This is a genomic window from Chroococcidiopsis sp. SAG 2025 (genome assembly GCF_032860985.1).
Lineage (GTDB): Bacteria > Cyanobacteriota > Cyanobacteriia > Cyanobacteriales > Chroococcidiopsidaceae > Chroococcidiopsis.
Window position 1 is genome coordinate 40,390 of the sequence record NZ_JAOCNC010000010.1, and the last position, 23,099, is coordinate 63,488.

General features: G+C 38.8%; 16 protein-coding genes and 3 pseudogenes. 11 read left to right on the forward strand and 8 right to left on the reverse strand.

The features are described from left to right. Positions 1 to 19: 19 nt before the first annotated feature. The 3 genes from N4J56_RS40110 to N4J56_RS40120 all read right to left on the reverse strand — a co-directional run bounded on the left by N4J56_RS40110 (position 20) and on the right by N4J56_RS40120 (position 3,767). Positions 20 to 2,071 carry an Hsp70 family protein gene (locus tag N4J56_RS40110; protein ID WP_317112625.1) on the reverse strand — a complete coding sequence of 684 codons (2,052 nt, stop codon included), beginning with the start codon at positions 2,069 to 2,071 and terminating at the stop codon, positions 20 to 22. Next, the gene (gene grpE / locus N4J56_RS40115; RefSeq protein WP_317112626.1) at positions 2,068 to 2,727 is read right to left on the reverse strand and encodes a nucleotide exchange factor GrpE; all 660 of its coding nucleotides are present in this window, start codon (positions 2,725 to 2,727) and stop codon (positions 2,068 to 2,070) included. Before grpE ends, N4J56_RS40110 begins: the two co-directional genes overlap by 4 nt. Before the next feature lie 101 nt (positions 2,728 to 2,828). Then, a complete protein-coding gene (locus N4J56_RS40120; protein WP_317112628.1) occupies positions 2,829 to 3,767 on the reverse strand; it encodes a DUF4384 domain-containing protein in 939 nt (312 codons plus the stop codon). 488 nt (positions 3,768 to 4,255) lie between these two features. Here N4J56_RS40120 and N4J56_RS40125 point away from each other — a divergent pair, with 488 nt between their 5' ends. The 8 genes and pseudogenes from N4J56_RS40125 to N4J56_RS40160 all read left to right on the forward strand — a co-directional run bounded on the left by N4J56_RS40125 (position 4,256) and on the right by N4J56_RS40160 (position 16,341). Beyond that, positions 4,256 to 7,330 carry a zinc ribbon domain-containing protein gene (locus N4J56_RS40125; protein WP_317112629.1) on the forward strand — a complete coding sequence of 1,025 codons (3,075 nt, stop codon included), beginning with the start codon at positions 4,256 to 4,258 and terminating at the stop codon, positions 7,328 to 7,330. Beyond that, a complete protein-coding gene (locus N4J56_RS40130; RefSeq protein WP_317112630.1) occupies positions 7,331 to 8,503 on the forward strand; it encodes a GTPase domain-containing protein in 1,173 nt (390 codons plus the stop codon). 4 nt (positions 8,504 to 8,507) lie between these two features. After that, positions 8,508 to 11,081: a hypothetical protein gene (locus N4J56_RS40135; RefSeq protein WP_317112632.1), complete on the forward strand. Its 2,574-nt coding sequence runs from the start codon at positions 8,508 to 8,510 to the stop codon at positions 11,079 to 11,081. A 42-nt stretch (positions 11,082 to 11,123) separates the two neighbouring features. Beyond that, on the forward strand, positions 11,124 to 13,445 hold the full coding sequence (locus N4J56_RS40140; RefSeq protein ID WP_317112634.1) for a TRAFAC clade GTPase domain-containing protein: 2,322 nt from the start codon (positions 11,124 to 11,126) through the stop codon (positions 13,443 to 13,445). 448 nt (positions 13,446 to 13,893) lie between these two features. Next, positions 13,894 to 14,322: pseudogene (locus tag N4J56_RS40145) on the forward strand (D-alanyl-D-alanine carboxypeptidase family protein); the annotation flags it as partial. Positions 14,323 to 15,005: 683 nt separating this feature from the next. After that, positions 15,006 to 15,511 (forward strand): annotated as a pseudogene (locus tag N4J56_RS40150) (IS6 family transposase); the annotation flags it as partial. Positions 15,512 to 15,569: 58 nt separating this feature from the next. Beyond that, positions 15,570 to 15,890 (forward strand): IS1 family transposase, encoded by a 321-nt coding sequence (locus N4J56_RS40155; RefSeq protein WP_317112618.1) that lies wholly within the window; start codon positions 15,570 to 15,572, stop codon positions 15,888 to 15,890. After that, a complete protein-coding gene (locus N4J56_RS40160) occupies positions 15,871 to 16,341 on the forward strand; it encodes an IS1 family transposase (RefSeq protein ID WP_317112616.1) in 471 nt (156 codons plus the stop codon). Before N4J56_RS40155 ends, N4J56_RS40160 begins: the two co-directional genes overlap by 20 nt. Positions 16,342 to 16,357: 16 nt before the next feature. Here N4J56_RS40160 and N4J56_RS40165 read toward each other — a convergent pair whose 3' ends face one another. From N4J56_RS40165 to N4J56_RS40180, 4 genes and pseudogenes are all read right to left on the reverse strand, one after another. Continuing rightward, complete coding sequence (locus N4J56_RS40165; RefSeq protein WP_317112635.1) at positions 16,358 to 16,516, reverse strand: hypothetical protein; 159 nt, start codon at positions 16,514 to 16,516, stop codon at positions 16,358 to 16,360. 6 nt (positions 16,517 to 16,522) lie between these two features. Next, on the reverse strand, positions 16,523 to 17,116 hold the full coding sequence (locus tag N4J56_RS40170; RefSeq protein WP_317112636.1) for a hypothetical protein: 594 nt from the start codon (positions 17,114 to 17,116) through the stop codon (positions 16,523 to 16,525). Between the two features lie 313 nt (positions 17,117 to 17,429). Beyond that, positions 17,430 to 17,636, reverse strand: a complete 207-nt coding sequence (locus N4J56_RS40175; RefSeq protein ID WP_317112637.1) for an HNH endonuclease signature motif containing protein — start codon at positions 17,634 to 17,636, stop codon at positions 17,430 to 17,432. A 50-nt stretch (positions 17,637 to 17,686) separates the two neighbouring features. Next, a pseudogene (locus tag N4J56_RS40180) lies at positions 17,687 to 18,518 on the reverse strand (IS1 family transposase). 370 nt (positions 18,519 to 18,888) lie between these two features. Here N4J56_RS40180 and N4J56_RS40185 point away from each other — a divergent pair. From N4J56_RS40185 to N4J56_RS40195, 3 genes are all read left to right on the forward strand, one after another. Beyond that, positions 18,889 to 20,271 (forward strand): tetratricopeptide repeat protein, encoded by a 1,383-nt coding sequence (locus N4J56_RS40185; protein ID WP_317112639.1) that lies wholly within the window; start codon positions 18,889 to 18,891, stop codon positions 20,269 to 20,271. A gap of 136 nt (positions 20,272 to 20,407) precedes the next feature. Then, positions 20,408 to 21,538, forward strand: coding sequence for a hypothetical protein (locus N4J56_RS40190; protein ID WP_317112640.1), 1,131 nt, complete (start codon positions 20,408 to 20,410; stop codon positions 21,536 to 21,538). A 299-nt stretch (positions 21,539 to 21,837) separates the two neighbouring features. After that, on the forward strand, positions 21,838 to 22,356 hold the full coding sequence (locus tag N4J56_RS40195) for a plasmid pRiA4b ORF-3 family protein (RefSeq protein WP_317112641.1): 519 nt from the start codon (positions 21,838 to 21,840) through the stop codon (positions 22,354 to 22,356). 2 nt (positions 22,357 to 22,358) lie between these two features. On the opposite strand, the gene N4J56_RS40200 is transcribed toward N4J56_RS40195, so the two are convergent. Next, a complete protein-coding gene (locus N4J56_RS40200) occupies positions 22,359 to 23,099 on the reverse strand; it encodes an IS1 family transposase (protein ID WP_317112643.1) in 741 nt (246 codons plus the stop codon).

The following is a 23,099-nucleotide window of genomic DNA, read 5'->3' on the forward strand; positions in this document are numbered from 1 at the left end:
AAGCAGTATCAGAAAAGAATTATGCCATTACTAATTCTTTAGATCTTTCTTTGATTTCTTCTAGTTCTCTCTGACTGATACCATCTTCTATTTCTAGGGTTACTGTAACCTCACGTCCTTCAGTTAATTCTTTCGCATACATATGCAATAAACCCTGTTCGTTTAATTCATAGGTAATTTCTATGGGCGCACCTGCTGGTAAACCTGTTGGAATATTAAGCGTGGCATCCCCCAGTTTACGACTACCATCAACGTTATAAACTGCATCGCTGGAGAAATTATCTACAATTTCAATCAAAACATTTTCTTGGTTAGCTTCAGATGTACCGAATTTGCCAGTTTTGGCAGCAGGAACAGAGTCATTTTTGAAAATCAAGTTACTAACTATTTTGTCTCTGTTTTGATTGAGGCTAATAACTCCAAAACTACGGCTAGTTACGTTAACAATTTTAGTTGTAGTCGCTTTTTGAACGACTTGTGAGGGTAAAGCAAATATCTCAGCAACTTCTTCTTGTGCCTCTTTTAAAGTATCTTGATTTACATTACTAATATCGACCTCTTTCTCAGAAACCCCCATTTTTTCAGCAACAATTTTGACAAGTTCTTCTCCTAACATAAGATGATGACCGTAAACCGCAGCACCTTTAGCTACTGCTTCGTCGGGGTCGCAAAATTGAGGCTCTTGTCCCAATTCTTGTTCGATACGGCTAGCAACTTGAGGCATTCTAGTAGAACCACCTACCATTAGGATTTTGTCAAATTTGGTAACGTCTTTTTTCTTAGCTTCAGCTATGGCTAATTTAGTTTTTTCAATGGTTTGAGCTAAAAGATGCTCGGTAAGTTCATCAAATTTTTCACGGGTTAAAGAAACTCTTGCTCGTTGAACACCGTGCATGAAGGATATATCTTTTTTCGTTTTAGAAGTAAGAGCTTTTTTAGCTTCTTCTGCCAATACAAACAGCTCTTGTAAGGTTTCTGAAGATTCTAAAGGATCTTCATCAGAACCCGTTTGTTCCTGCCATTGCTCGGCAAAATAACTTACAATTTCCTCATCCCAGTTACGTCCGCCGAGATTATGATCTCCATCAGTACAAATTACTTGGATATTATTTCCTTCAATCTTGATAACGGTGATATCAAACGTACCCCCACCCAAGTCATAAACTAAAATAGTTTGTTTCTCTTCTTGATTAATTCCATAGGAAATAGCAGCAGCCGTAGGTTCATTAAGAATAGCACGAACGTTTAAACCAGCAACTTCTCCCGCATTTTTGGTAGCTGCTCTTTCCAATTCACCAAAATAAGCAGGACAAGTAATAACGACATCAGTAATTTTTTTACCAGTATTTTGCTCTGCATCTTGAACGAGTTTTCTCAAAATGTAAGAAGAAATTTCTTCTGGGGTATAATTTTGATCGTCATAAATAAAGGCAAACTCAGAAGTTTTTCCCATAAAACGTTTGACCATATCCACGACGTTATCTGGTTCGAGCTTACTGCTTGCTTTGGCTTCTTTACCCACAATACGTTCACCACCGCTAAACAAAACCACAGAAGGGGTAGTACGATCGCTATCTGCATTAGCTACAACTGTGGGACGACCATATTCATCTACATAAGCAATACAAGAATAAGTCGTACCGAGGTCAATACCAAAAATAGTACTTTGTTCCGACATTTTTTGTTCTCCTGAATTAAATTTAACAACTGTTTGATTAATAGTTTCTTCTTGGGTGATCGAATCAACTTCATTTAAGAGTTGACTGACATCATTGGCTAAAGTTGGTTCTTGTTCTTTTGGAAATTTCAGTGTCAGTTCTAGGGCTTGCTGCTGGCGTTCCTTATCATTAGTCATCACCTCTTTGATTTTTTCAATTTGTTCCAAGTAATTTCTGTATGTTTTGCCTTTATTACCAGGAAGCTTACTTTTTTTCGTCCACTCAGCTTGTTTAGCTTTGAGTTGTTGATCGAAATCTTCTTCAGACCACGGTTTTTCTGGATCTAGTTCGAGAAGTAAAAAAAAGTTTGGTTGTGATGAATCTGTCATACCTTTAGGCTGATAAATATTCATGTTTGCTCTTTTTCCCGATCAATATAGCGATAGACACTAACTAGTTCTGGTCTGACTACTCGTTCTTCGTAGCGAAGTCCTACTTGCATTCTTTCCACAATATGTTTGTCTAGTTCTTTGTTGTCGGTATTAATTGTTTTCTGTGCTTTTTGTCGAGAGCGGTCAAATACGTCATCTTCAACTTGGAAAAATTCAAAGCCATGAAGTGCGATCGCTTCTTGAATGTCGAGAATAAAATTATCCAAATCATTGATGAAACTTTCTACTTTAACAGATTGGACTCTTTTTTTATATTTTAATGATAGCGATCGCATTTGATCGGTTAGTCTAGTAAAATCGAGTACTAAAGGTCGTAAAAACTTAAAAGCTAAATCTTCACGATAAGTCTGTAGTTCACGATGAAGAGCGTCAATCGTACTATCTTTGCTTTGGTCGTATTTAATCTTGGTTTCAAAGTCTCGCTGCAACACGGAGATAGAATTACTCAGGTTGTCAGACATTTGGTTCAATAAAATCCTATTTTCTTCAATAAAGTCTTCAATCTCCTTGAAATCTGAGATAGAAGCAGTTTCTTGTTCGCTTTCAGAAATTTCTGCTTCTGGAATAGTAGACTCTGGGTTAAATCTGCTGTATTCTTGAGTTTGAGTATCGCTCATGATTCTAAGTATTTACTCCTTATCAGTTGGGATCGATAAATCTAGCTAAACAATTCGACGCTAGTTCGGACAAAACCTTACATGGAAAGCTATTTAAAACTTCATGACATTCTCTCTACGACCTGAAATTTTTTGTAAAAAACCTGACTCTCGCTTTGTTGTCCGAGTTTGACAAATATTTCCTTAAGGCGATCTTCATCGATATTGATGAGAGCAAGAGTAATAGGATCTGTAGGACTACGATCGGAATTGATCCAAGATAAACTAAAAGGTTGGTGTGTGATAACAGCCAAAAAATATTCTTGACCGACTTCACTAAATTTAAGAGATTTAGCATAGGCATTTGCTTGAGGTATTTCTAACGGATTTGCCAAAGATAGCTGTGTGTTTGGTGCATAAATAATTGAAGGACATAGACAATATTTATTTCCTCTGTTACTCTCATTGAGTAGTAGTAAATAGCCCTCTTGTTGAAAATTTATTCTGAACTTATACTTTTTTCCTATTTGTAGAGTTTGTTCGGTACTTACTATCTCGTCAGGATCTAAGGTTAGCTCTCTGGTATCCTCTAATATGGATTTAATTTCAACCATTTGCATTTGCTCTTTAGTAAAAACGGCAATCTTTTTTGACAACTGCCATCCCTCACGAGAAAACTTTTTCTTCCATAACCACTTATAAATAATTTCCCAAGGAGCTTGACCTTTGGGTGGTTGACCTCGACCATGATTTAATCCACTCAGCTCAATCCGATCTATTCGCATTTCATTTTCAAACTCAATTTTGAGCTTTTTGATTACCTCAGCTAAAGTTCCTCCAAAAGAATCTATTGGAAATTGCTTCTCATATTGTCTATTAATTTTTATTGCCAGCTCTTTATTAGATCTAGTTTGATTCAGGGGATCGAATCTTAGAAGGAAACAACTTAACTGAACATTCAAGGCTCTACTTTTAGAGAAAATTCGCTCCGCAATTTTTTCCAAAAAAACATTTTGGAGATAGTTTTCAGAAAGCTTTATTTGCGATATCGTATTATCCATACGTATGTTCTTACTCTATTCTCCCAAATTAATTTGTTATCGCTCGATCTTGATATTGCCAAGTGAATTTTATTAAGGCTAATTGTCATATAGTTAAGGATTTTAATAGCAATTAGTTTATGTTTTTTAAGCTTTGAGCGCCAAAAGCATTAATTATAGCCTTTTTATTTATTTTTATTTATTTTTATTTATTTTTATTTATAATGAAAATACTTTAATTAATCTATCACTTAAATGAGATTAATAAGATAGTTTTATCTAAGCTATTTTAATAATTTAAAAAGCTTATAAAAGTTAGTTTTATTATTTAGTTTGTTAAGAGTTTATATATACTTAAGTGAAAATACTGTTTTGCAGTACCGTTTACGAAGAAAAAGAATTGCGCCTCATAGACTGTACTTAGATTTAAATCTTAAAATGTATTAACGAATACATTTTATCTGAAGAAAATATAAAATTTCCAAACGGAATTATTGTTGAAAGTGGCTATGTCTGAGCAAACCAGAGAAAATTTTTTCATTTTGTTAGGCATCGATCCAAAAGCACCTTGGTCTGATGAGAAGTTTAAACAAAGTCTTCAAGAAAAACGAGCAGACTGGACGAAGAAAAGTAAGTTACCTGGAAAAAAAGGAGCAATCTATCGAGAGTATCTAGCTCTAACCTCTGAAATTGAAGCTATTATGACCGATGCTTCTAAAAGGAAGGAAGAAGCAGAACGGGCAATAGCTACTAAACAGGAGACTCCAGAAAAAGTAGCACAAGAAAATCTGCTCAAAGATTTAGAAACACTTGGAGGTAAAGGATTTATAGAAGAATCAGAAATTGCCAAATTAGCTACAAGATATAACAAATACTTTGATGAATCGTTCATTAAAACTGAAATAAGCAAAAAAAATCTTGAAATCCGCAAAGTAACTCAAAATAATGACGACTCTAAGTTAGAGACTCTTAAAGAAAGAGACTTAAAGAGAATAAAAGGTTATTTAGAAACTTTAGGTAAAAAAGATTTATATGATTTTTTGGAGCTATCAAGAACAACTACAAATTGTCAATCTTTTATAGATAAAGCTGAATCTATATATAAACAATCTCAAGGCTACGGGCATAAAGATACTAAAACTGAAGCTCAAGCGGCACTTGGCACAGATGCTAAAACAATTTTTGCAACTGAAAATTCTCGTCGATTATACGATAACTCTTTAGAAGTTGAAAAATATAAAATCATTGAAGAAAAGATTAAAAATCTTGCTCAAAACTCCTTTGATAAAATCCTTCATCTTAGACAATTTGACTCTATCTTAAAAAAAGCTCAATCTTCAGGAATCAAAGATTTAGAAAAAGCTAGAAACCTCATCATTAAATATTCCAGAGAAAAAGGGTTAATTATACAAGCAGCTCCCGATATTGAAATTTTTAAACAGAAGATTGTTTGCGTTCAATGCGATACGATTAATGATCGCTGTCAAAATAAATGTACTAGCTGCGGTAGTTCTCTACGCATTGAATGTCCTAGTTGTAAGACGAATTCAGCAATAACAGATCGAGCTTGTCCTAAGTGCGCTTTCCCTATTGGTAATGAACCTAATGTCCGCAGCTATTTAAAAGAAGCTCAAGAATTAATTAACAATAAAGATTATGACCAAGCTTCAATATTCCTCAATCTTGCTCGACAAGGATGGTCTACCATTCCTCCTCGTTCTCTTACAGACGATCTATCTAAGGCTATAGAACATTATGGTCAAGAAATTGCAAAAGTTCAACAAGTGCAAATTGCCTTACAAAAACAACTTAACGATACGATTAACGATCGCCGCTATTACGAAGCTCGCAATCTGCTGAAAGGACTTCAATTAGAAGCAAACACAATCAATTTAAACAGCGAACAAAAAATAATTGAAGATAAAATTAGTCAGGCTGAAGCTGAGTTAGCAAAAGCTCGTACAGTGGAAAGACAAGGTGGAGATCCCATCGAAGCATATCAGAATGTTCTTTGGATTTGCAAAGACTGTAAATCGGCAAAAGATGCTTTAGCTAAGACTCCTCCCTCTCCTGCAATGTCTTTGTCGGCACGATCTGGCGATCAAATTGTCAGCCTGTCTTGGAAACCTAGTACTTCTAAAAATGTTAAATATACTGTAGTTCTTAAGTATAATTCTAGACCGATTTCTAGTAATGATGGAGAACAGTTAGCTACCGTTTCTGGAACAATCTATGACGACACCAAGATGAAGGTAGGAGTTCCAGTTTACTATGCAATTTATACCAACAGAGAAGGAGTTTTTGCTACTAGTGCTGCCGATCTCAAAGAGCCAGTTTTATTAATAGATGATGTCTTTAAAGTAATAGCACAAGCCAGAAACAAAGAAGTAAGTATTAGCTGGCAACCTCCCAATAATGTTAGCCAAATACATATTTACCGAACGACTGAACGTTTAAGCGATCCTACCAAAGGTAAACGAATTGAAGTTATTAGTACATCACAAGTTGTCGATCGGAATTTAGAAAACGGCAAAAAATACTACTACACTATCTACAGTCTTTTTAAAAGTTATAAAGGGAAATTAGTTAGTAGTAAAGGAGTTTCTGTAGAAGTAATTCCAGAAGAACCACCTTCTCCTATAAAAGAATTGCAACTTGAAGTTATTAGTACTTCCAGCGTGCGTAAACTGAAACTTTCTTGGGAGTTGCCTCGTAAAGGAGATGTCGTAGTTATTCAAAGTAATAAATCTTCTTGCTTTAGTTCGGAAGAGATCTTACCTCAAGGAGCATTAACGGAATATGGCAAGGTTTTAGAGGGAACTAAAGAGTTTGTAACTACTACCATTGAGGAAAAGGGTGTTGTTTACTTCACTCCTGTCCTACTTTTTCAAACAACGGCTTACATTGGCAAAACGCTCGAATATGTCAATGTTGATGATGTCAGTAACTTAAAAGTTCAGAAACAGAAAAATGAACTTCACCTTCGTTGGGATTGGCCGTCCAATTGTCAGCAAGTCATTGTTTCTTATAGTGACGAAGGCTTCCCTTCCAGCGATCGAGATAGTCGGGCAACCCATATCGAGCTTACTAAAGCTCAATACAACCTAAAAGGTTACTATCCTCTCAAGAGTACTGCTGAAAGAGATTATTTTATCGTTGCCCATGCAGTCCTCAATCAAAACGGACAAGTATTTGTTGCTTCTGGGTTGAGTAACTCCGCACGAACTAGAGTTAGTTTATCGAGCAACGTCACTATTCAATATCAAATAGGTCGAAAACGCAAACTTTTTGGCAAAGGACAACTTTTATTGACGATCCACACTTCTGGTATCGGTCAAATGCCTGAGTTAATTCTAATTCGCAAACAAGGAAGCGTACCGATTAAGAAAACTAATGGCGACGAAGTGTTTAAGATACCTGCAACAACGCTGAGTGAAGAAAAGATGACTTTAACTTATGAAATAGTTGATGAGTATCCATGCAACTTTGGCAAACTCTTTCTCATCGATGAAGAACTGTACGAGTCCAAAGGTGGATATGTTCGCATTAATCATCCTGCTAGTAATGATATGGAGATGTTTTAAATGGCTAAGGAAATACTCTGTCCGTTTTGTTTTGAGAGAACTGATGCATTTAAACTTTTGTTTAGATGTATTAACAGCAGATGCCCAGGACAACTCGAAGATAAGATTTATGCAGAATTTCAGGGTTTGGCAATGCCCCCCAAAATGGGTTTGACTTTTCTTCCCGAAAAAAAAGGTCTCGGTAGATTTTTGGGAAATGCTAATAATATTAGGGAAGCAAATTGTCCTACCTGTCAGCGCGAAACATCGAAAAGAGCCTGTCCTAAATGCCATTCTGAATTAAAGTATGTAGGCGATAACATCGACGAAAAAATGATTGCCGTTATTGGTGGGCGTAGTTCGGGAAAGAGTAGTTACATAGCCGTTTTAATTAATCGCCTTGAAAATGAGATCGGGAAAAATTTTAATGCTGGAGTATTAGCCGATAGCGATCGAACTCGCAAACGATATGAAGACGGTTTTTACAATCGAATTTTTAGAGAGAAAAAAACACTCGTACCAACTCAGAGTGCAACAACAGATTCGCGAGTTAAAACTCCCATGGTGTTTCGTGTAACTTTCAACAATGGAGGTAAGCGAAAAGCAATAAATATAGTTTTATTCGATACTGCGGGTGAAGATATGGCAAACACAGATATTATGTCTACAGAAGCCCGTTATATCTGTGAAGCTGACGGGATTATTTTTTTACTCGACCCTCTCCAAATTGAAACAGTAAGAGAGCTAGTACCAGATAATTTACCAGATAGAGTTCCTGATGCCGATCCCACTCGAATCGTCGAGCGTCTCTACCAACTACATGAGGAAAAAGGAAAAATCAAGTCAGGACAGAATTTAACCAAACCTGTAGCTTTTACTTTTTCTAAGTCTGATGCACTTTTCTCGATTATCGATCCTAGTTCGGCGTTACACCATTCGGGAGAGCACTTCGGTTATCTCAACTTATCCGATCTTCAATCCGTTGATACAGAAATTGCTACTTACCTTGAGGAATGGATGGGTTCGATATTTAAAAACAAAGTAAAGCATTTTGACTGTTATCAGTATTTTGCTGTTTCCGCGTTTGGAAAAGCTCCCGATGGCGATCGCCTGGACAGTATTTCTCCATTAAGAGTTGAAGATCCACTGTTGTGGGTGTTCAACCAATTCAAACTTATTGAAGCAAAAAAATAGACTTATGGTAATTCGACAGCAATACTATACATCTTGTCGTAACGAAAGAAGCCAGAAAAATGGTTTTCAAGTTAAGGCAGAATCTCCAGGCTTGGGCGACGACAATCGACAAACTCTAAATAAACTAATTGGCTATGTTATTCCATCAAGAGCGGATTCTGGGGCAATTGAGACTCATCCGATCGCGCTTCGTTATTTTGTTGAAGAAGATCGCGCTTTTTTAGTGTGCAGTCAATCTAATGGTAAAGATGAATTTGGCAGAGATGGCAACTATTTTGCCCATAGCGTAGTTGGCACTCCTCAAGAAATATCCTATCAATCAGCCCCAATTTTTTATTGGAAGAGTCCTTTTTGGGTTCATAAAGATAACTCAGATGCTATTGAACTACCTACACTCGATGAATTTAGCCCAGAGGATATTTTTGACTTTGATTCGATCTGGACTTTTCTCAACCAAGGGCAAAGGCGCGAATGGTTTTATAAACTTCTGTGTGCAGTAGTTGACTACCAGCAATCGAAACGAAAAATAATTATTCTCGATGATAATGAAGCGATCGCTTTATGGATCGCTAGTATTAGTGCTGCTTTAACACCACGTTACGCCCAGAGCTTGAGTTTTGCTACATACCACCACGACCCCTATGTTGCACCATTTGTAATCGCGGGAACGACACAAGACTCTAGTTTTCATTTTTCCAACGACGAATATTTCTCATTTTTCATCTTGAATGTCTCCCAGAATAGAATTAGTGAGGTTCCTGACTCTGATTTTGCTGCCTACATAGTAGAGCACTTTGACGCGGATGGATATGAAAATGAAATCTTAGACTTTTTTTATTGGTTAGATCGTTACGATCTAGATTCGCTCTCTGCTACCAGACGTTTGGATGATTATGCTAGTTTCCGATTGGCAACAGTCAAAAAAACACTTTCTCCCCAATCTCCCAAAGCAATAAAAGCAGCACAACTAGTTATTCAGGGAATATGTAATAAAACTTCCATTCAAGAAGAAGATGAAACGGATCTCAATACTGCTTCTCAAATGTTGGGAGAGGCTGTTTTGCGCGAGCGAGAAAGCAGTGAATTATTAGAAAGTTATCTTAGTTCGCTACAAAATTTAAAACAGTTAAATCCAAATTTTCAAGAAACAATTGCCGATTCACTTGAGATATTTATCTATTTAGTCTTCCAAAAAAGAGAGCGAGAAGCAAATATTTTATTTCCTAAACTGATTTATATTTATGGCGAGTCTCCAATTTTTGCAACTTTAAATTCTGTAGAGTCGTTACAGTGTTTAGCGCAAGAATTAAATAGTAAGGATTTAAAGCAAGTTTACCTTTTTTGGAAATATATCGGTCAAAACTTACAATTATCCTCGGCAACAGAATCTTCGATCAAGACAATTTTAGACAAAACATTTGTTGCTTTACCAGAACAACAAATGTCTAACAGAATGGAGATACCAAATTTGGTTTCTCCAGTTCTGAGATTTGTCTTGAAGTCGAAAAATTTACCACCAGACTTTGTTCTTAATTATGCAGCAGTTTATAAGCAGAATAATCCTCAATCTCCTTTATTTGAATGGATTTACTATGAATTAGTAACGAAAGTGTCTTTTCATCAAAGAGCAGAACAGTTATGGAAATATAGACAAGAATATCAACAAATTGTTCCCGATTTACCCCTTTATGAATTACATCGAGATTTACTAAAATGTAATGATGTTACAGAGGCTATAAAAATAATTGATTTGTGGGTTGAAAATATAGCTGAAAGTAGTCAATCTAATTTTGTTAGTCGAGCCTTAGATTTTCTCTGGAAACAGACCAAATTTGAGCGACGGCAATTATCTCAGCAGCTTCTAATCAAAAATAACGCAAAAGTTATTTTAAACCCAGAAAGTTACACTCAATTAGTTACAGAATTACTCCAAGGGGCAGAAGTAGCAAAACCCGATCGAATAACTGCTGCTTTGTACGATAAATTTTTAAATTTGTCTAGTTTACCAATTTCAGAAAATTATCAAGTTGTTATGAGGGGGTCTTTAGATTTGTATAACCGTCAACTATCAGAATCTTCTATTAACGATTTACGAAAACGCTACCAATCTTTAGAAGATTCCCAACTATATGAAAGAGAAGCTGGTTCTTTAATAAATGAGTTTTTTGCTAACAATATTTCTGGAAATCCACAAGGCTTAGTTAAAGAACACTTTAATATAGTTCAAGCAACCTATGTTCAACGGCATAGAGATACTTTTTGGGAAATTTATTGGTCAAATTTTGAAAAACTATTACAAAAAAACCGCCTTAATGACTTTTCATACATCTTAGATTTTTGGTTTAATGCTCCATCTCATTTTGCTGAAACAATACCTTATTTTGTTCCTGAATTCTTTATGGAACTACCTATAATTTTGGGAAATATTTTGCAAGTCAAAGAATACAAACAAGCCAAAAAAAGCTTGGAAACTAGTTTGCAAAGAAAAAAATGGTTTCCTATTATTCAACCAATTTTTCAACAGTCAAGTCAAGGTTTTTTAGGTAACGTCACAAGAGGAATAGGAAAATTATTTTGAGAAATTTAAGTTTAAAAACTTTTTGGAGGAAATTGTAGCTTTATGTCTAGATATAATAGCAATTCTTCGGCAGGGTGTCTGGGTTCTCTGATCGTTACAGGTATTGTTATCTGTTTCTTCCTAACTGTTATTTATTATGTTCTTAGTATAGCTTTTTGGATAGCTTTAACAATTGCAGGATTAGCTTCAATTTGGGGAGTTTTTATTGGCATCAAAAATTTTGCCCTGACAGTCAAACAAGCTCATCAAACAGCAAACTTAGATAGATACCAAGGTGAGGAAAAATATAAAACAGAGCCAATAAAGTTATTAAAACGATTTTACAAAGTACAGCCAGCCAAACTTTTGTATGTCTATGATGCTGGTTGGTATGTCATGGATTACGTCAGCAAAAATGTATGGCAGTCTACCAAAGAAGATGCTTCTAAAATAATTGACTGGGGAAAAGACAAATGGGCTAAAGGTTCTATTACCTGGTCTGGTGGTTGGTTAAGTAAAGCTTGGGCGTGTCTTGGGTTCTACGCACCAGCGATTGGTTTATTCATAGGAGGAGGATTTCACTTTGTAGCTGCATTGGCGATCGTAGCTATCTTTCTTGCCTTACAGTTTGTCTTTCTAGCTATTGGCGTTGTCGTGACTAGCGTTATCATGACAATTTTGGGCGCAGGAACTTATTTGTATGGCAAATTTTACGGGGTTTACTATCGGTGTCCTAGCTGTCACGAACAGATGAAAATTCCTGCCTATACTTGCAATAAATGTAGCCAAGAACACGATCGATTGTGGCCGAGTGTATATGGAGTTCTTCGTCATACTTGTCGAGGAAATTTATCTTCTGGTGATGTATGCAATCGCTCATTACCCACACTTTCTTTTCTAGGACGGGACAAACTTTTAGAGAAAAAATGTCCCCACTGTAGTTATCCCTTACAAGGTGTAGGCGGTACGAATGCTCACATTCCTATTGTTGGTGGTCCTTATGCAGGTAAATCAAATTACATTGTCATGGCTACCAAACAATTGATCGATGAATATGCTCCCGCACATAATTTGGAGGTGACGCTACCCGATGAAAAACATCGCAATAACTACGAAGCAAGTGTAGATCGCTTAAATTCTGGTCAAACTCTCTTGAAAACGTCTCGTGATGATGATAGTGCTAAAGCATTTAACATAGAAGTCAACAGGACTAATCAAGCGATTGGCAATCTTCTTTATGTATATGATGCTGCGGGGGAACATTACACTGACGATGACAGTGCTGAACAACAAAAATATTTTAAGTATGTACATGGGATTTTACTAATTATCGATCCTTTTTCAATTCACCAAGTACACGAAGCATATAAAAACCAACTACACAGTCAAGCTAAAAATATTGCTCCTAGTAATGAAAACTTAAATGCTATTTATGAAAGAGTACTTTCACTTTTTGAAACCAAAGTCAAGTCTGCTAGAAATAGTCAGTTTTCGCAACCAATTGCAGTAATTGTCACAAAAACCGATCTTGGCGATCTAGAACAAAAAATCGGCTCTTATGCTGCTCGTGAATACATGGCTAAAAATTCGACTGTCACCAGCGAACAAGATGCTATTAATGCCTTAGTTGAAGAATTTTTAAATGACTACGGAGAAGGAAATTTCGTTCGTAACTTGCGATCGCATTTTTCTAATATTAAATTTTTCTCCTGTTCTGCTCTTGGTTTTAACCATAATGCAGAGAGCAATAATGATGCAACTTTTTTTGATGGGTTTCGCGTATTAGACCCTATGTTATGGCTAATGGAGCAAACTAAAACTTTACCTGATAAGGCTTCATTGCTATCACAATTTCTCCGTTCTAAACCTTGGGTTAAATATGGTTTACCTGCTATTACTACAACTGTTATAGCTGTTGCTATGGCGAGTTTAGCATATGGAGGTTATTCACTATTCCGTTTGACCTTTAAGCAATTACGATTATCATCGATATTTGAAAAAAATGATGTCAATCAAAATCGAAATCAGTCTTCTTCCGTATCAGTTGAAAATAATTTATCTACAGAATACAAAAGCAGTAAATTAAAAACTACTGATATTGATCTACCATCTCCCACATCAATTCCTATATTTGAAAAACCTGCAAAGCAATTCAATTCAACAATTACTAATACTAATGCAACAGTTACTGGTTCCCCAGGAACTAAAAACATACGTTCTGGTCCTGGCACTAATTATGGTGTTGTTGGTAAGATTTCTACAGGAGATAGAGTTCAAACTCTTTCTCAAGCTTATGACAGTGGTGGTTATTTATGGTATCAAGTCTATTATCCTCCTCATAAAACTAAAGGATGGATTGCTAGACAATTAATTAAGACTGATTAAATTTAAAGCTTTATTTCATTTATTTATATTTTTAAAATAAATAAAATAAAGCTGTGCTTAACTAGTAAAATAATTATTAGCTGTATTTAAAAGCTATTGATTAAATGAAGAAAAACGTCTAAAAATCAAAAAGATAAAAGTATATCTTTTTAGTACTTTAATTACTTTAACAATTTTTAGTTTGGGGATGACTATACAATATGGGTTAAAATTATCTACACCTGTTGATTCCCATATTAACCCATTACTTTCTAAGGAAAAACAAGATTTAAATAAATCTTTTTCAGATTCAGAACAAAATAAAATTGAGAAGAATAATAAAAATCTCAATCTTCAAGTAGTTTGTTTAAAGTAAAAACGTACTTTGGTCATTTACAATATTCAGAAATTAAAAACAAAAGTTAGTTAAAGTAGCTGGTTTTATGGAAGAGAAGAATTTCTTGCTCGAGACGCAGCAATTGCTTTTAATCATATGAAATTAGATTCAAAAAGAAGTGGAATAGAATTAGTCCTTATTTCAGGTTTTCGCTCAATAACAGCTCAAAACAAATTATTTCTAAAACAAATAAATAGAAAAGGCAATAAGGAACTAGCAGCGAAATTAAGTGCGCCTCCTGGTTATAGCGAACATCATACAGGTTATGGACTCGATATAGGAGAAGGTAAGGACATTGATACTTATACTAAATTTGAGTTCGATCGGACTCAAGCTTATTTTTGGTTAACTAAAAATGCTCATAAATACGGATTCGAGTTATCTTTTCCTAAAAATAATCTTCAAGGGGTTAGCTATGAGCCATGGCATTGGCGTTATATTAATTCTCCAATCGCTAGTAAAGTTTTTGAAAATGCTAGAAATCTAAAGAAGCTTAGTTAACAAAGAGCGAAGTACCAATTTAATTTATTATTTAGGGCTTAAACTGATAAAATCAAATTTAGACAAGCTTTCCCAAAAACATAGGTAGAAATGTTGTGAGTGGAGAAAAACGCCGCTATTTTAGCGTTGAAGACCAGGAATTAAGACGATTACGAGAACAAGATAGCCGACTGAGATCGATATAAAGAGACTTACCCGATCGCCTTCGAAAAGTTTAAGAAGAATCGAGACAAGAATTCCAGCAAAAATTAGCTCCTTTAGAAAGACGAGCCAAACAATAAGAACAACAGTTTTGTCAACAAATAGGCTTCACTTATCTGGCAAGTTTACTGCTAAATCGCCATCAAGCAGGTAATCGTGTATTTAACATCGCTCGTCTTGGTTCACCCAATACAATTGAAATTTCTGCATTGAGCCATTACTTTCGCTTTACTTCCAATAAAACCATTGACTGGGCAACGAGTGAGCAGTTGCCAATCTGGTTAGCAAAAGAAAATCAAATTCTAAACTACTGGTATGAACGTTTTCAAGTTGCTAGAGAGATCTCCCTCACAGAGGCTAGAAAACAAAATTGGCTATCAGCGGGTGCGAGTAGCAATGGATGCTGTTGGCGAAGGTTGTGTTGCGAAAACTGAAGCAGCAGATGGTAGGGTAAGAGATTGTATCTGCTCGCGCTCGTCTTCATGCTCAAATCTAACCCGTTCAAGTGGCGTCACTACCAAGCTGAAATCATCTTGCTGAGCGTGCGTTGGTATCTCACCTACCCATTATCCTACCGACAAGTAGCTCCAGATGGTGAACGAACGGGGATTGAGTGTTCATCACGTAACGATATTTCGCTCTTGTGCAAGAGTATAGTCCAGAAATAGATAAACGATGCCGACCGCACCTACATTCCACAAACGATTCCTGGAGAGTGGATGAAACTTATATTGAGGTTAAGGGTCAGCCAAAATATCTATATCGAGCTGTGGATTCAGCCGGAAATACTTTAGATTTTTTGCGAACAGCTAAACGTGATACCGCAGCAGCAAAACGTTTTTTTCGTAAGACATTGAAAGCAATTCATACTGCTTCTCCACGGGTCATTACTATGGACAAAAATGCTGCTTATCCAAAAGCAATTGATGAACTCAAAGCGCAAGAAGAACTGCCCAAGAAAGTGAAACTAAGGCAGAAAAAATATCTGGTAGTGTTCTAGATAAGTTGCTTAGCTATAATGAATAAACAGGCATAGGTAAAGTATTATGACTGTTTGGCTAGCGATTGAGTGTCCTCATTGTCACAGTACAGAAGTCGTCAAGCATGGGAAATCTCCAGTAGGTAAACAACGTTATCGCTGCCAAAACTCTGAGTGTCCCTATCGCACTTTTGTTTTAAGTCAGACTTATCCAGGACGAACTCAACAAGTCAAGCAGCAAATTGTGGAGATGACCCTCAATGGTAGCGGAGTGCGGGATATTGCACGGGTACTGCACACCAGCCCTACAACCGTAATTAAAGAGTTAAAAAAAACTCGTTACTCTCAAATCAGTCAATCACGAACTCTTGAAGTCACTCAAACCTGAGAGCGTAGAAGTAGATATTGTCCAAGCCGAGGAGTTTCAAGAGACTGGTATGGAGGAATCTGAGTTGGATGAGATGTGGAGTTATGTTGGTAAAAAGACTAATCCCAGGTGGTTGTGGCACGCCGTTGACCGTAATACAGGTCAAGTGTTAGCTTATGTCTTTGGCAGGAGAAAAGACAAGGTGTTTCTTCGGCTTTTGCAGTTATTAGAACCATTTGGAATCAAGCGCTATTGTACGGACGGTTGGGGAGCTTATGAACGGCATTTAGCCGCACAAATCCATGAGGTAGACAAGCGTAAAACTCAGAGGATTGAACGCAAGCATTTGAACTTAAGAACAAGAATTAAGCGATTAACTCGCAAGACTATTTGCTTTTCCAAGACGGAAGAGATGCACGACTTAGTAATCGGTTTGTTCATTAATCGCTATGAGTTTGGTCTAAATATTTGATCCCTAAAACACTTATCTAGAACACTACCCGCAAGCGATACAGTCGGTAAATGTCCTCGGCAGTTTGCTCGATGTCAGTGGAGAACAACACAGCGTAACTCGTTGCCTGGTGTTGGCGACGGTCAAGCAGATAAGCAAGACGGATTTGGCGTTTGAGTGAAATATGCCACACCACGGCAGTCTACAGGTCAATGCCTGGTTGAACTTGGCGCACCCATGATAATTGAGTCGAGTCTGTCAGCTTTACCTTGCCAGCATATTTGCGTCTAGCTCCCCGTGATTTTTGCATCCCCGTGTAGACATGGCGCAGGTTGGCATCGCACCGCAGTTTGCTCATCACGTGTAGGTCGAGGGCAGAGGCTCCTGTGACGAACGATTCCTTGGCATAGTAGCCATCAACTGCTAGATAGCGCACTTTAGAGGGTAGTTGCGGACGCACGGTTTCTAGATGTAGTAGATAGTAGTCCATCCGAGTCAGTGCTGGAAATTCTTTTTGTGTCAAGGTTTGTTCTGCCAACACAGCATAGCCCGTCTCGGTTTCAACATCTACTACGGCGACTAATGATACTTCTAAACCCTTTTCCACGCGACCTTGAGTCCCATTGTAAAACTGGTCAAGTCCAAAGGTCTTCTTGCCGCTTTTAGCTACAAACGAGCAATCCATCACTGCAATCATTGAATGGCTTTGAGGAATCGCTGCTTTAATGACTTCACCATTCAACTTGCTAAAATCCAACGGCTTCTGAAATTGCCGTCGATACGTTTTCTCGCTCAATCGGCGCTCTTCGACTCAGGTTTGTAAAATTCACCTTGCCACACACAATTAACATCGTGGCAAACAGCGTCGTCAAAACTTTGATTTGCGGTTTGCGAAAATGCCCACTTTTTCCAGTAGGCTTTGTATAATTTCCATACAGCTATCGAACTCGTGCTTTTTTGTTTCATCAGCACTCTATCGGTTCGATAGCTTTTCTGTCTACTACTTCAGCCAAAAACTGTCCGGAGTATTGATATAAGTAGAGGGTTACAGTCGAATGATCTGTCGCCAGATCAAACTCTGCTTCAAAACCGTGCGTAAAAGTTTCCCTTTACACGGCTCCTGAGTTGATTGCAGCGAGGTTCGCCACATCTCTGGCTATTTTTGTGTCGTGACAGTGTTGATGTAGCAGTTGGAGGTTACGATAAACGTCCTTTGCGCCTTGAGCTTTCGGGATGATATGGTCGATTTCCAGTTTATCCCCAGCCAAGAAGAACTGCTTACACCAGTTGCATTTTCCAGATTGCCCTTTGAGCATCTTTTGGATGCGAGTCGGTAATCTAGAGTATTTGCTTAGTCGGTTGTGAGTCAAAGAAGTGTGGGATAAGTAGCAAAATCATTCCAAGTCCAAGGACGTGTGGCTAAATCTGCTCGTTGAGCCGCTGTAGTTTCCAAACGTGAATGCTGCCAGATCCAGTTGAAATAGCTGACAACTAATCGCACGGTGACTTGAGTTTGTTCCCATAGCTTACTAAATTTGTTCTACCGTCGATGCCAGCGTCCCGTCTGCTGTCGTAATGTGCCGTTAGTTCGTTCTAAGCGTTGGGTCAAGGCTTTAGTAATATAGTGGTCAGCTTCTATTGGCAAAACCCGCTCATATCCTTTCCGACTGTCAGTATGCGATTCTCGACAATCAGTTTTGCCTTCGCTTGTGACTATCAATTCTGTGAGAAATTCATCAGTATGCTTACCTACTCGCGCACTCAGAATCAGTCCACTGGTCTGTGCCAGGCTCAAACCAATCCAACAGTCTCCCACCTCTAACTCTCCTGGTCGGCAGTGCTTTTGTTTTTTTTTCACAAACGACCAGAACTCCGAAGCAGCAATTGCCTCAGTTTCTACTTGCTGCAGTTCTTGATTATGTAACATTTGAGCTTTTTGACTCGCTTGACGTATGATGCTAGTGACTGTGCCATAGGCTCGTTGACTGATTCGGCTAACAAGAGCGAAGACTACTGCCCTCACTATGAGCTTGCACAATCGTATGCACCTCTTGTTGGCTTACTTGTCGTCGATAGTAAATCGTATCGAACGACTCGGTAAACGTCTGCTCGCACTTAGGGCATTTGAAGCGTTGTCTACCTTTACCAGTTCTTCCGTGTTTATGGGTTTTGGCATGACTACAGAATGGGCACGGCATACTTGGAGAATGGAATAGACATCATTCTCAATATACCATCCCACACTTCTTTGACTCACAACCGTCCGCAAGCGGCGGGGTAGTTCATTAAGAGTGCTAAATAATTCTATAAAATTAGTGCCATTTAATTCTATAATCTACAGTTTTATATCTGGTAACCAAGTATAATAGCGAGCGCCATGTTTATTTATACTATGCTTTTAGTACACACTTTTTCTCAGGCGGCTAGAATTTTCAATGAGCTCTGAAACACTTCACTCATCGCATTCAGGTGCTTCTTCGTTAACTTACTCGCTTGCAGCTACCTTGAACCAATATTTTCAATTTTGCCATTTGTTTGAGAAAGGCTGACCTTCTGCTCAAGAAATAGATGAATTTATTATCTGGAACTGCCCCAAAAATATTCAGTCTGTTAAGCATCGGCCAAAGGGGTGCAGGCAAAACAGTTTTTCTGGTTGGCAGCTATGCCGAATTACACTCTGATAGTCAAATAGAACGTAATCAACAGTTGTGGTTTGACTGCCAGGACACTCAAGTACAGGAAAAGATCGAGAAGATCCTCAGCTATGTTGGCAAAACTGGTCAGTATCCTCCCCTCACTATAAAAATCACGGATTTCAACTTCAGCCTGAAGCGTTACAGTCAGCAAGGAGTGCAAACGCTCTCACACTTTCGCTGGTGGGACATTCCTGGTGAATCCTGCGACATTAGCAATTCTGACTTTCAAAAGATTGTCTATGCTTCTCAGGGTTGCTGTGTATTTATCGATGCTTATGCACTGATGCAAAATCATACCTATTTACAGACGCTTGAGAACATAATTGAACAGGTGCTGGCGATTGCTAACCTCGCCTACCTAAATCAGTTAAAATACGCCTTCGCACTGATTCTTACCAAGTGTGACCTGCTTCAACTCACTCCACTCAACCGACAACAGCTTGAGAGGCTTCTGCAACCGCTTACAAACAGTCTTGATGCTGTAAGAGCTAATTATCAAACATTCTACTCATTCATACCTATTGTCAATATAGAAGGTGCTGCAACCCTAAGGGCTACAGGTGCGGCTGCTCCACTCCTTTGGATGGTTCAGGAGTTGAATAAAGCTCACGAGCGCAGTTCGATCAACAACTCACTCAATTCGATTCGCTCGCAATCAAAAGGTTCCCAGCCGCAGCAAGAAGAAGTCGGTGGCTCCCGGCAAAGCTTGTTCAAATCGGCTGACAAAAGAGTCAAAGTCGAAAAGAGACACAGTTTATACTTTCCAACCGCCTCTAGAAAACTCTTGCTCTTTGCTCTAGCACTCTTCGGTTTGGTAGGGGCGATCGCCCTCTACTTAACCAACTCTGAGTGGGTTTTCCAACGCCAACCTCAAAATATCGATGCTCTAATGAAGGTAGCTACTTTGCGGCAGCAAGGGCAGTTTGAACAAGCCGTCGCCTTACTGGAGGAAGTAGTCCAGCGGCAACCTAAACATTTTGAGTTGCGCTTGCAGCTAGCTGACCTCTACAGGATCACAGGTCAAGTTTCTAAAGCTGAACAAGCCTACGATCAGGTTCTCGCCCAGCAAAAGAACAACTTCAATGCTCTGTTTGGCAAAGCAGTGCTACGCCACGTTCAAGGCGATCACAAAACGGCGCGAGTCCTGTTTGCACAAGCGGAGAAAGCCGCTCCCACCGAGTTCAAAGCACAAATTCGCCAGATGGCGCAAAAGACACTTGAAATATCCGCTAAATCTGTACCTCCCAGTAAATGACAGGCTAGCTCTAACTTTTTTTACCCTTTAATTTATGCCTGTGCTCTTAGGTCAACTTGTCTACACTAGCTTTTCAGGAGTGGGGCTGAGAACCCTTGCTAGTGCACAAGTTCCAAAGTCAATTCAGCAAGCCTTCATGCAACTAGTAGTTCACCAGCACTGGGATTCCTACGACCCCCCACGCTCTGGCTACCAAGCTGCTTATCTTCATCAAGTCACTCCAGAGCATACCCTGTTTGGTTGGCTGTACAATGATGAGGTGGACGACTTGGGTCGCAGCCATGTACCGTACTTCTTCTGTTACTACATAGCAGGGCTACTGCACGCTGTCCAACTCGAAAATATCTTTACCTGCCTGCACAAAGGACCAGAGGCACTTATAAATCGGCAGCATCTTCCACCTGCTACTTTGGAAAACGTAGTTGCCCCAGACTTGTGGAGTTACCAGCCTGCCCGTGTAGGGGTAGTGATTCCTTCAGGTGTTCGCGAGCGTAGCCAAGTTTTACTTAAGCAGAAGAAATTATTAGAGCTATTCGCTTCTGCTAATGAAGAGGAAATGGAAATCAAGCTGAACAAGCAGTTTTACAAGCAGCAGGAAGCTCTAACTCAACCATCAATAATTGCTACACCAATGCCTCAATCTCGATCCTTTAGGGAGGAGACTATCTCAATTTTGCATGGTGATTTATCAAGACCTCAGGTATGCGATAGGAAAAGCGATCATTCTGTTGCCACAAGTCAGCCTTTGGCTAACACAAAGTCTCACTCTGGTTCTATCCTTACCTCAAAACAATACGCATACTTGGAGAAAGATCTGATAGATTTTATAGGACCCATAGCTCCTACTTTACTACGCAAATTTTCAGCGAACTCACCTAGTCTTAAAGTGTTAGTGGAGAAGATTACACTTCTGCTTACTCCTAACCAGAGGATTGAGTTTGAGAAGAAGGCAGAAACTATTCTGCAACAACCAACTACTCAACCAAAAATGCAGGACAAGTATCTTCAACCCCAAATGAAGTCTCTAAGTTTACCAGACTTGAACGAGCAAGCGCTCGATAATACTGTTATACGTCAGTGCGAGCAAGCATTGGCTGGTATCATTGGTCCGATCGCTAGCTTCATTGTTCAAAAGACCCTGGCATCTCATCCCCAAATTTCTTTACCAGAATTTGTGGAAACTTTAGCAGCAATAATTCCCGACCTTCAGCAAGCTAGTACATTTCGCCAGCGCCTCTTTCTACTCGGTATTATCAAATCAAATTAGTAGAAATCTCATCAGCTACTATTTTCTACAAAAATAATCCTTTTTCCTTAAACAGATACACTAGCTGTTGCGACTTGAAATATAAACGCTCTGGCTTGCGAACAAGTCAATTTTCGGCTCAAATTATCGTTGCCTGCTGCCGCCAGTGGTTGCGGTCTTTCTAATACGGAATCCGGATTGTTTATCCCTTTTATTTGTAAAATAGGAGGATGCCAAGAAAAGCACATTTAGAACCTCATCTAAGTTCGAGAGCGATTTTTTTCGGGGGAGATGGACTGGCAATGCGGTAAGATGACCTAATGTCAAATTCTAAGCAACTTGCCATCTACCAGCTTCATATTTTTATCCTGGGCATCAGTCCAATGATTTGGCGTAGGGTAAAAATCCGTAGTGACAGCACAATCGCCGATTTGCACTACATTATCCAGATAGCAATGGGGTGGACAAATTCCCATTTACATCGTTTTATAATTCACGGCAAGCAGTACGGGATTGCACAAATTGGGGGAATTTGGTTTGATGACGACCCCAGAGAAGTCAAATTATCAAATTTTGGCTGGTGTGCGAAAGAGCGTTTTATTTACGAATATGACTTCGGTTATAACTGGCAGCATCAAATCCGGGTCGAAGCAATTCTCACTCCAAAATCAAATTGCTTTTATCCGGTGTGCAGTGGTGGTCAACGTGCTTGCCCTCCAGAAGACTGCGGTGGCTCGTGGGAGTTCATGGCACAAAGGCAGGAATACTGGGTAGGGTATATAGCAAATCGGTTGAATGAAATTATGGATGAAGGCGATCTCCCTGGCAATATTGGGTAGTGCTAAAGAGGGCAGGATGAGATAGCTGGCAAAGAAGCATTGTAGTGATGGATGAAATTCCAAATTGCGCCAATGTGATTCTCCAACTTTTTGGAAAACGACAAGGTCTTTCGAACCAATCTCGACACCCGTTGCCGTAACGTGCAGTTGAACCGCTCGATGTAGCTAGTCTTTCCGGTTTCTTTACCCACCGCTCGATGGCGCTTGCTGGGCAAAGCAACTGGGTAGGCTGACCAAAAATCACTGTAGATCACGGCACACTGCCGATAAACTGAAGGCAGCGACTGCCATAAGGTTTGAGCTGACTCGGCACTATGGTCTCCGATGTAAACACCCACAATTTCACGAGTGGCAGCATCTAAAGCTAACCAAACCCATTGCTGATTACCTTTGTCGTCGACAAATGACCACAACTCATCCATCTGTACTGTCAGACGACTTTTCAGCTTTGGGCGTACCTGCACCTCCCGCTCCACCCGCTTGTATTTCTGATTGACATATTGTTGCACCCACAGTTCGGAAATCTGTAAGGCGCGGGCAATGCCTGCCAGTGGCAGTTTCTCTAACAAAAGCCGATCTATGATGCCTTTGGTTTCCTCACTAATCATTCGCCACTGCGGAGCTTCAACGAACTGCCGCCCACACTCTCGACATTTATAATTCTGTTTACCATGACGAGTTCGGCCGTTTTTCACCACATCAGAAGACTGACAATTTGGGCAAGCAGGAACAGCAACAGACAT

Coding starts and splice junctions, on each gene's coding strand:
- N4J56_RS40110 (WP_317112625.1), bottom strand. CDS start 2,071: ATGAATATTTATCAGCCTAAAGGTATGACAGATTCATCACAACCAAAC.
- grpE (WP_317112626.1), bottom strand. CDS start 2,727: ATGAGCGATACTCAAACTCAAGAATACAGCAGATTTAACCCAGAGTCT.
- N4J56_RS40120 (WP_317112628.1), bottom strand. CDS start 3,767: ATGGATAATACGATATCGCAAATAAAGCTTTCTGAAAACTATCTCCAA.
- N4J56_RS40125 (WP_317112629.1), top strand. CDS start 4,256: ATGTCTGAGCAAACCAGAGAAAATTTTTTCATTTTGTTAGGCATCGAT.
- N4J56_RS40130 (WP_317112630.1), top strand. CDS start 7,331: ATGGCTAAGGAAATACTCTGTCCGTTTTGTTTTGAGAGAACTGATGCA.
- N4J56_RS40135 (WP_317112632.1), top strand. CDS start 8,508: ATGGTAATTCGACAGCAATACTATACATCTTGTCGTAACGAAAGAAGC.
- N4J56_RS40140 (WP_317112634.1), top strand. CDS start 11,124: ATGTCTAGATATAATAGCAATTCTTCGGCAGGGTGTCTGGGTTCTCTG.
- N4J56_RS40155 (WP_317112618.1), top strand. CDS start 15,570: ATGACTGTTTGGCTAGCGATTGAGTGTCCTCATTGTCACAGTACAGAA.
- N4J56_RS40175 (WP_317112637.1), bottom strand. CDS start 17,636: ATGCTCAAAGGGCAATCTGGAAAATGCAACTGGTGTAAGCAGTTCTTC.
- N4J56_RS40185 (WP_317112639.1), top strand. CDS start 18,889: ATGAATTTATTATCTGGAACTGCCCCAAAAATATTCAGTCTGTTAAGC.
- N4J56_RS40190 (WP_317112640.1), top strand. CDS start 20,408: ATGCAACTAGTAGTTCACCAGCACTGGGATTCCTACGACCCCCCACGC.
- N4J56_RS40195 (WP_317112641.1), top strand. CDS start 21,838: ATGTCAAATTCTAAGCAACTTGCCATCTACCAGCTTCATATTTTTATC.
- N4J56_RS40200 (WP_317112643.1), bottom strand. CDS start 23,099: ATGTCTGTTGCTGTTCCTGCTTGCCCAAATTGTCAGTCTTCTGATGTG.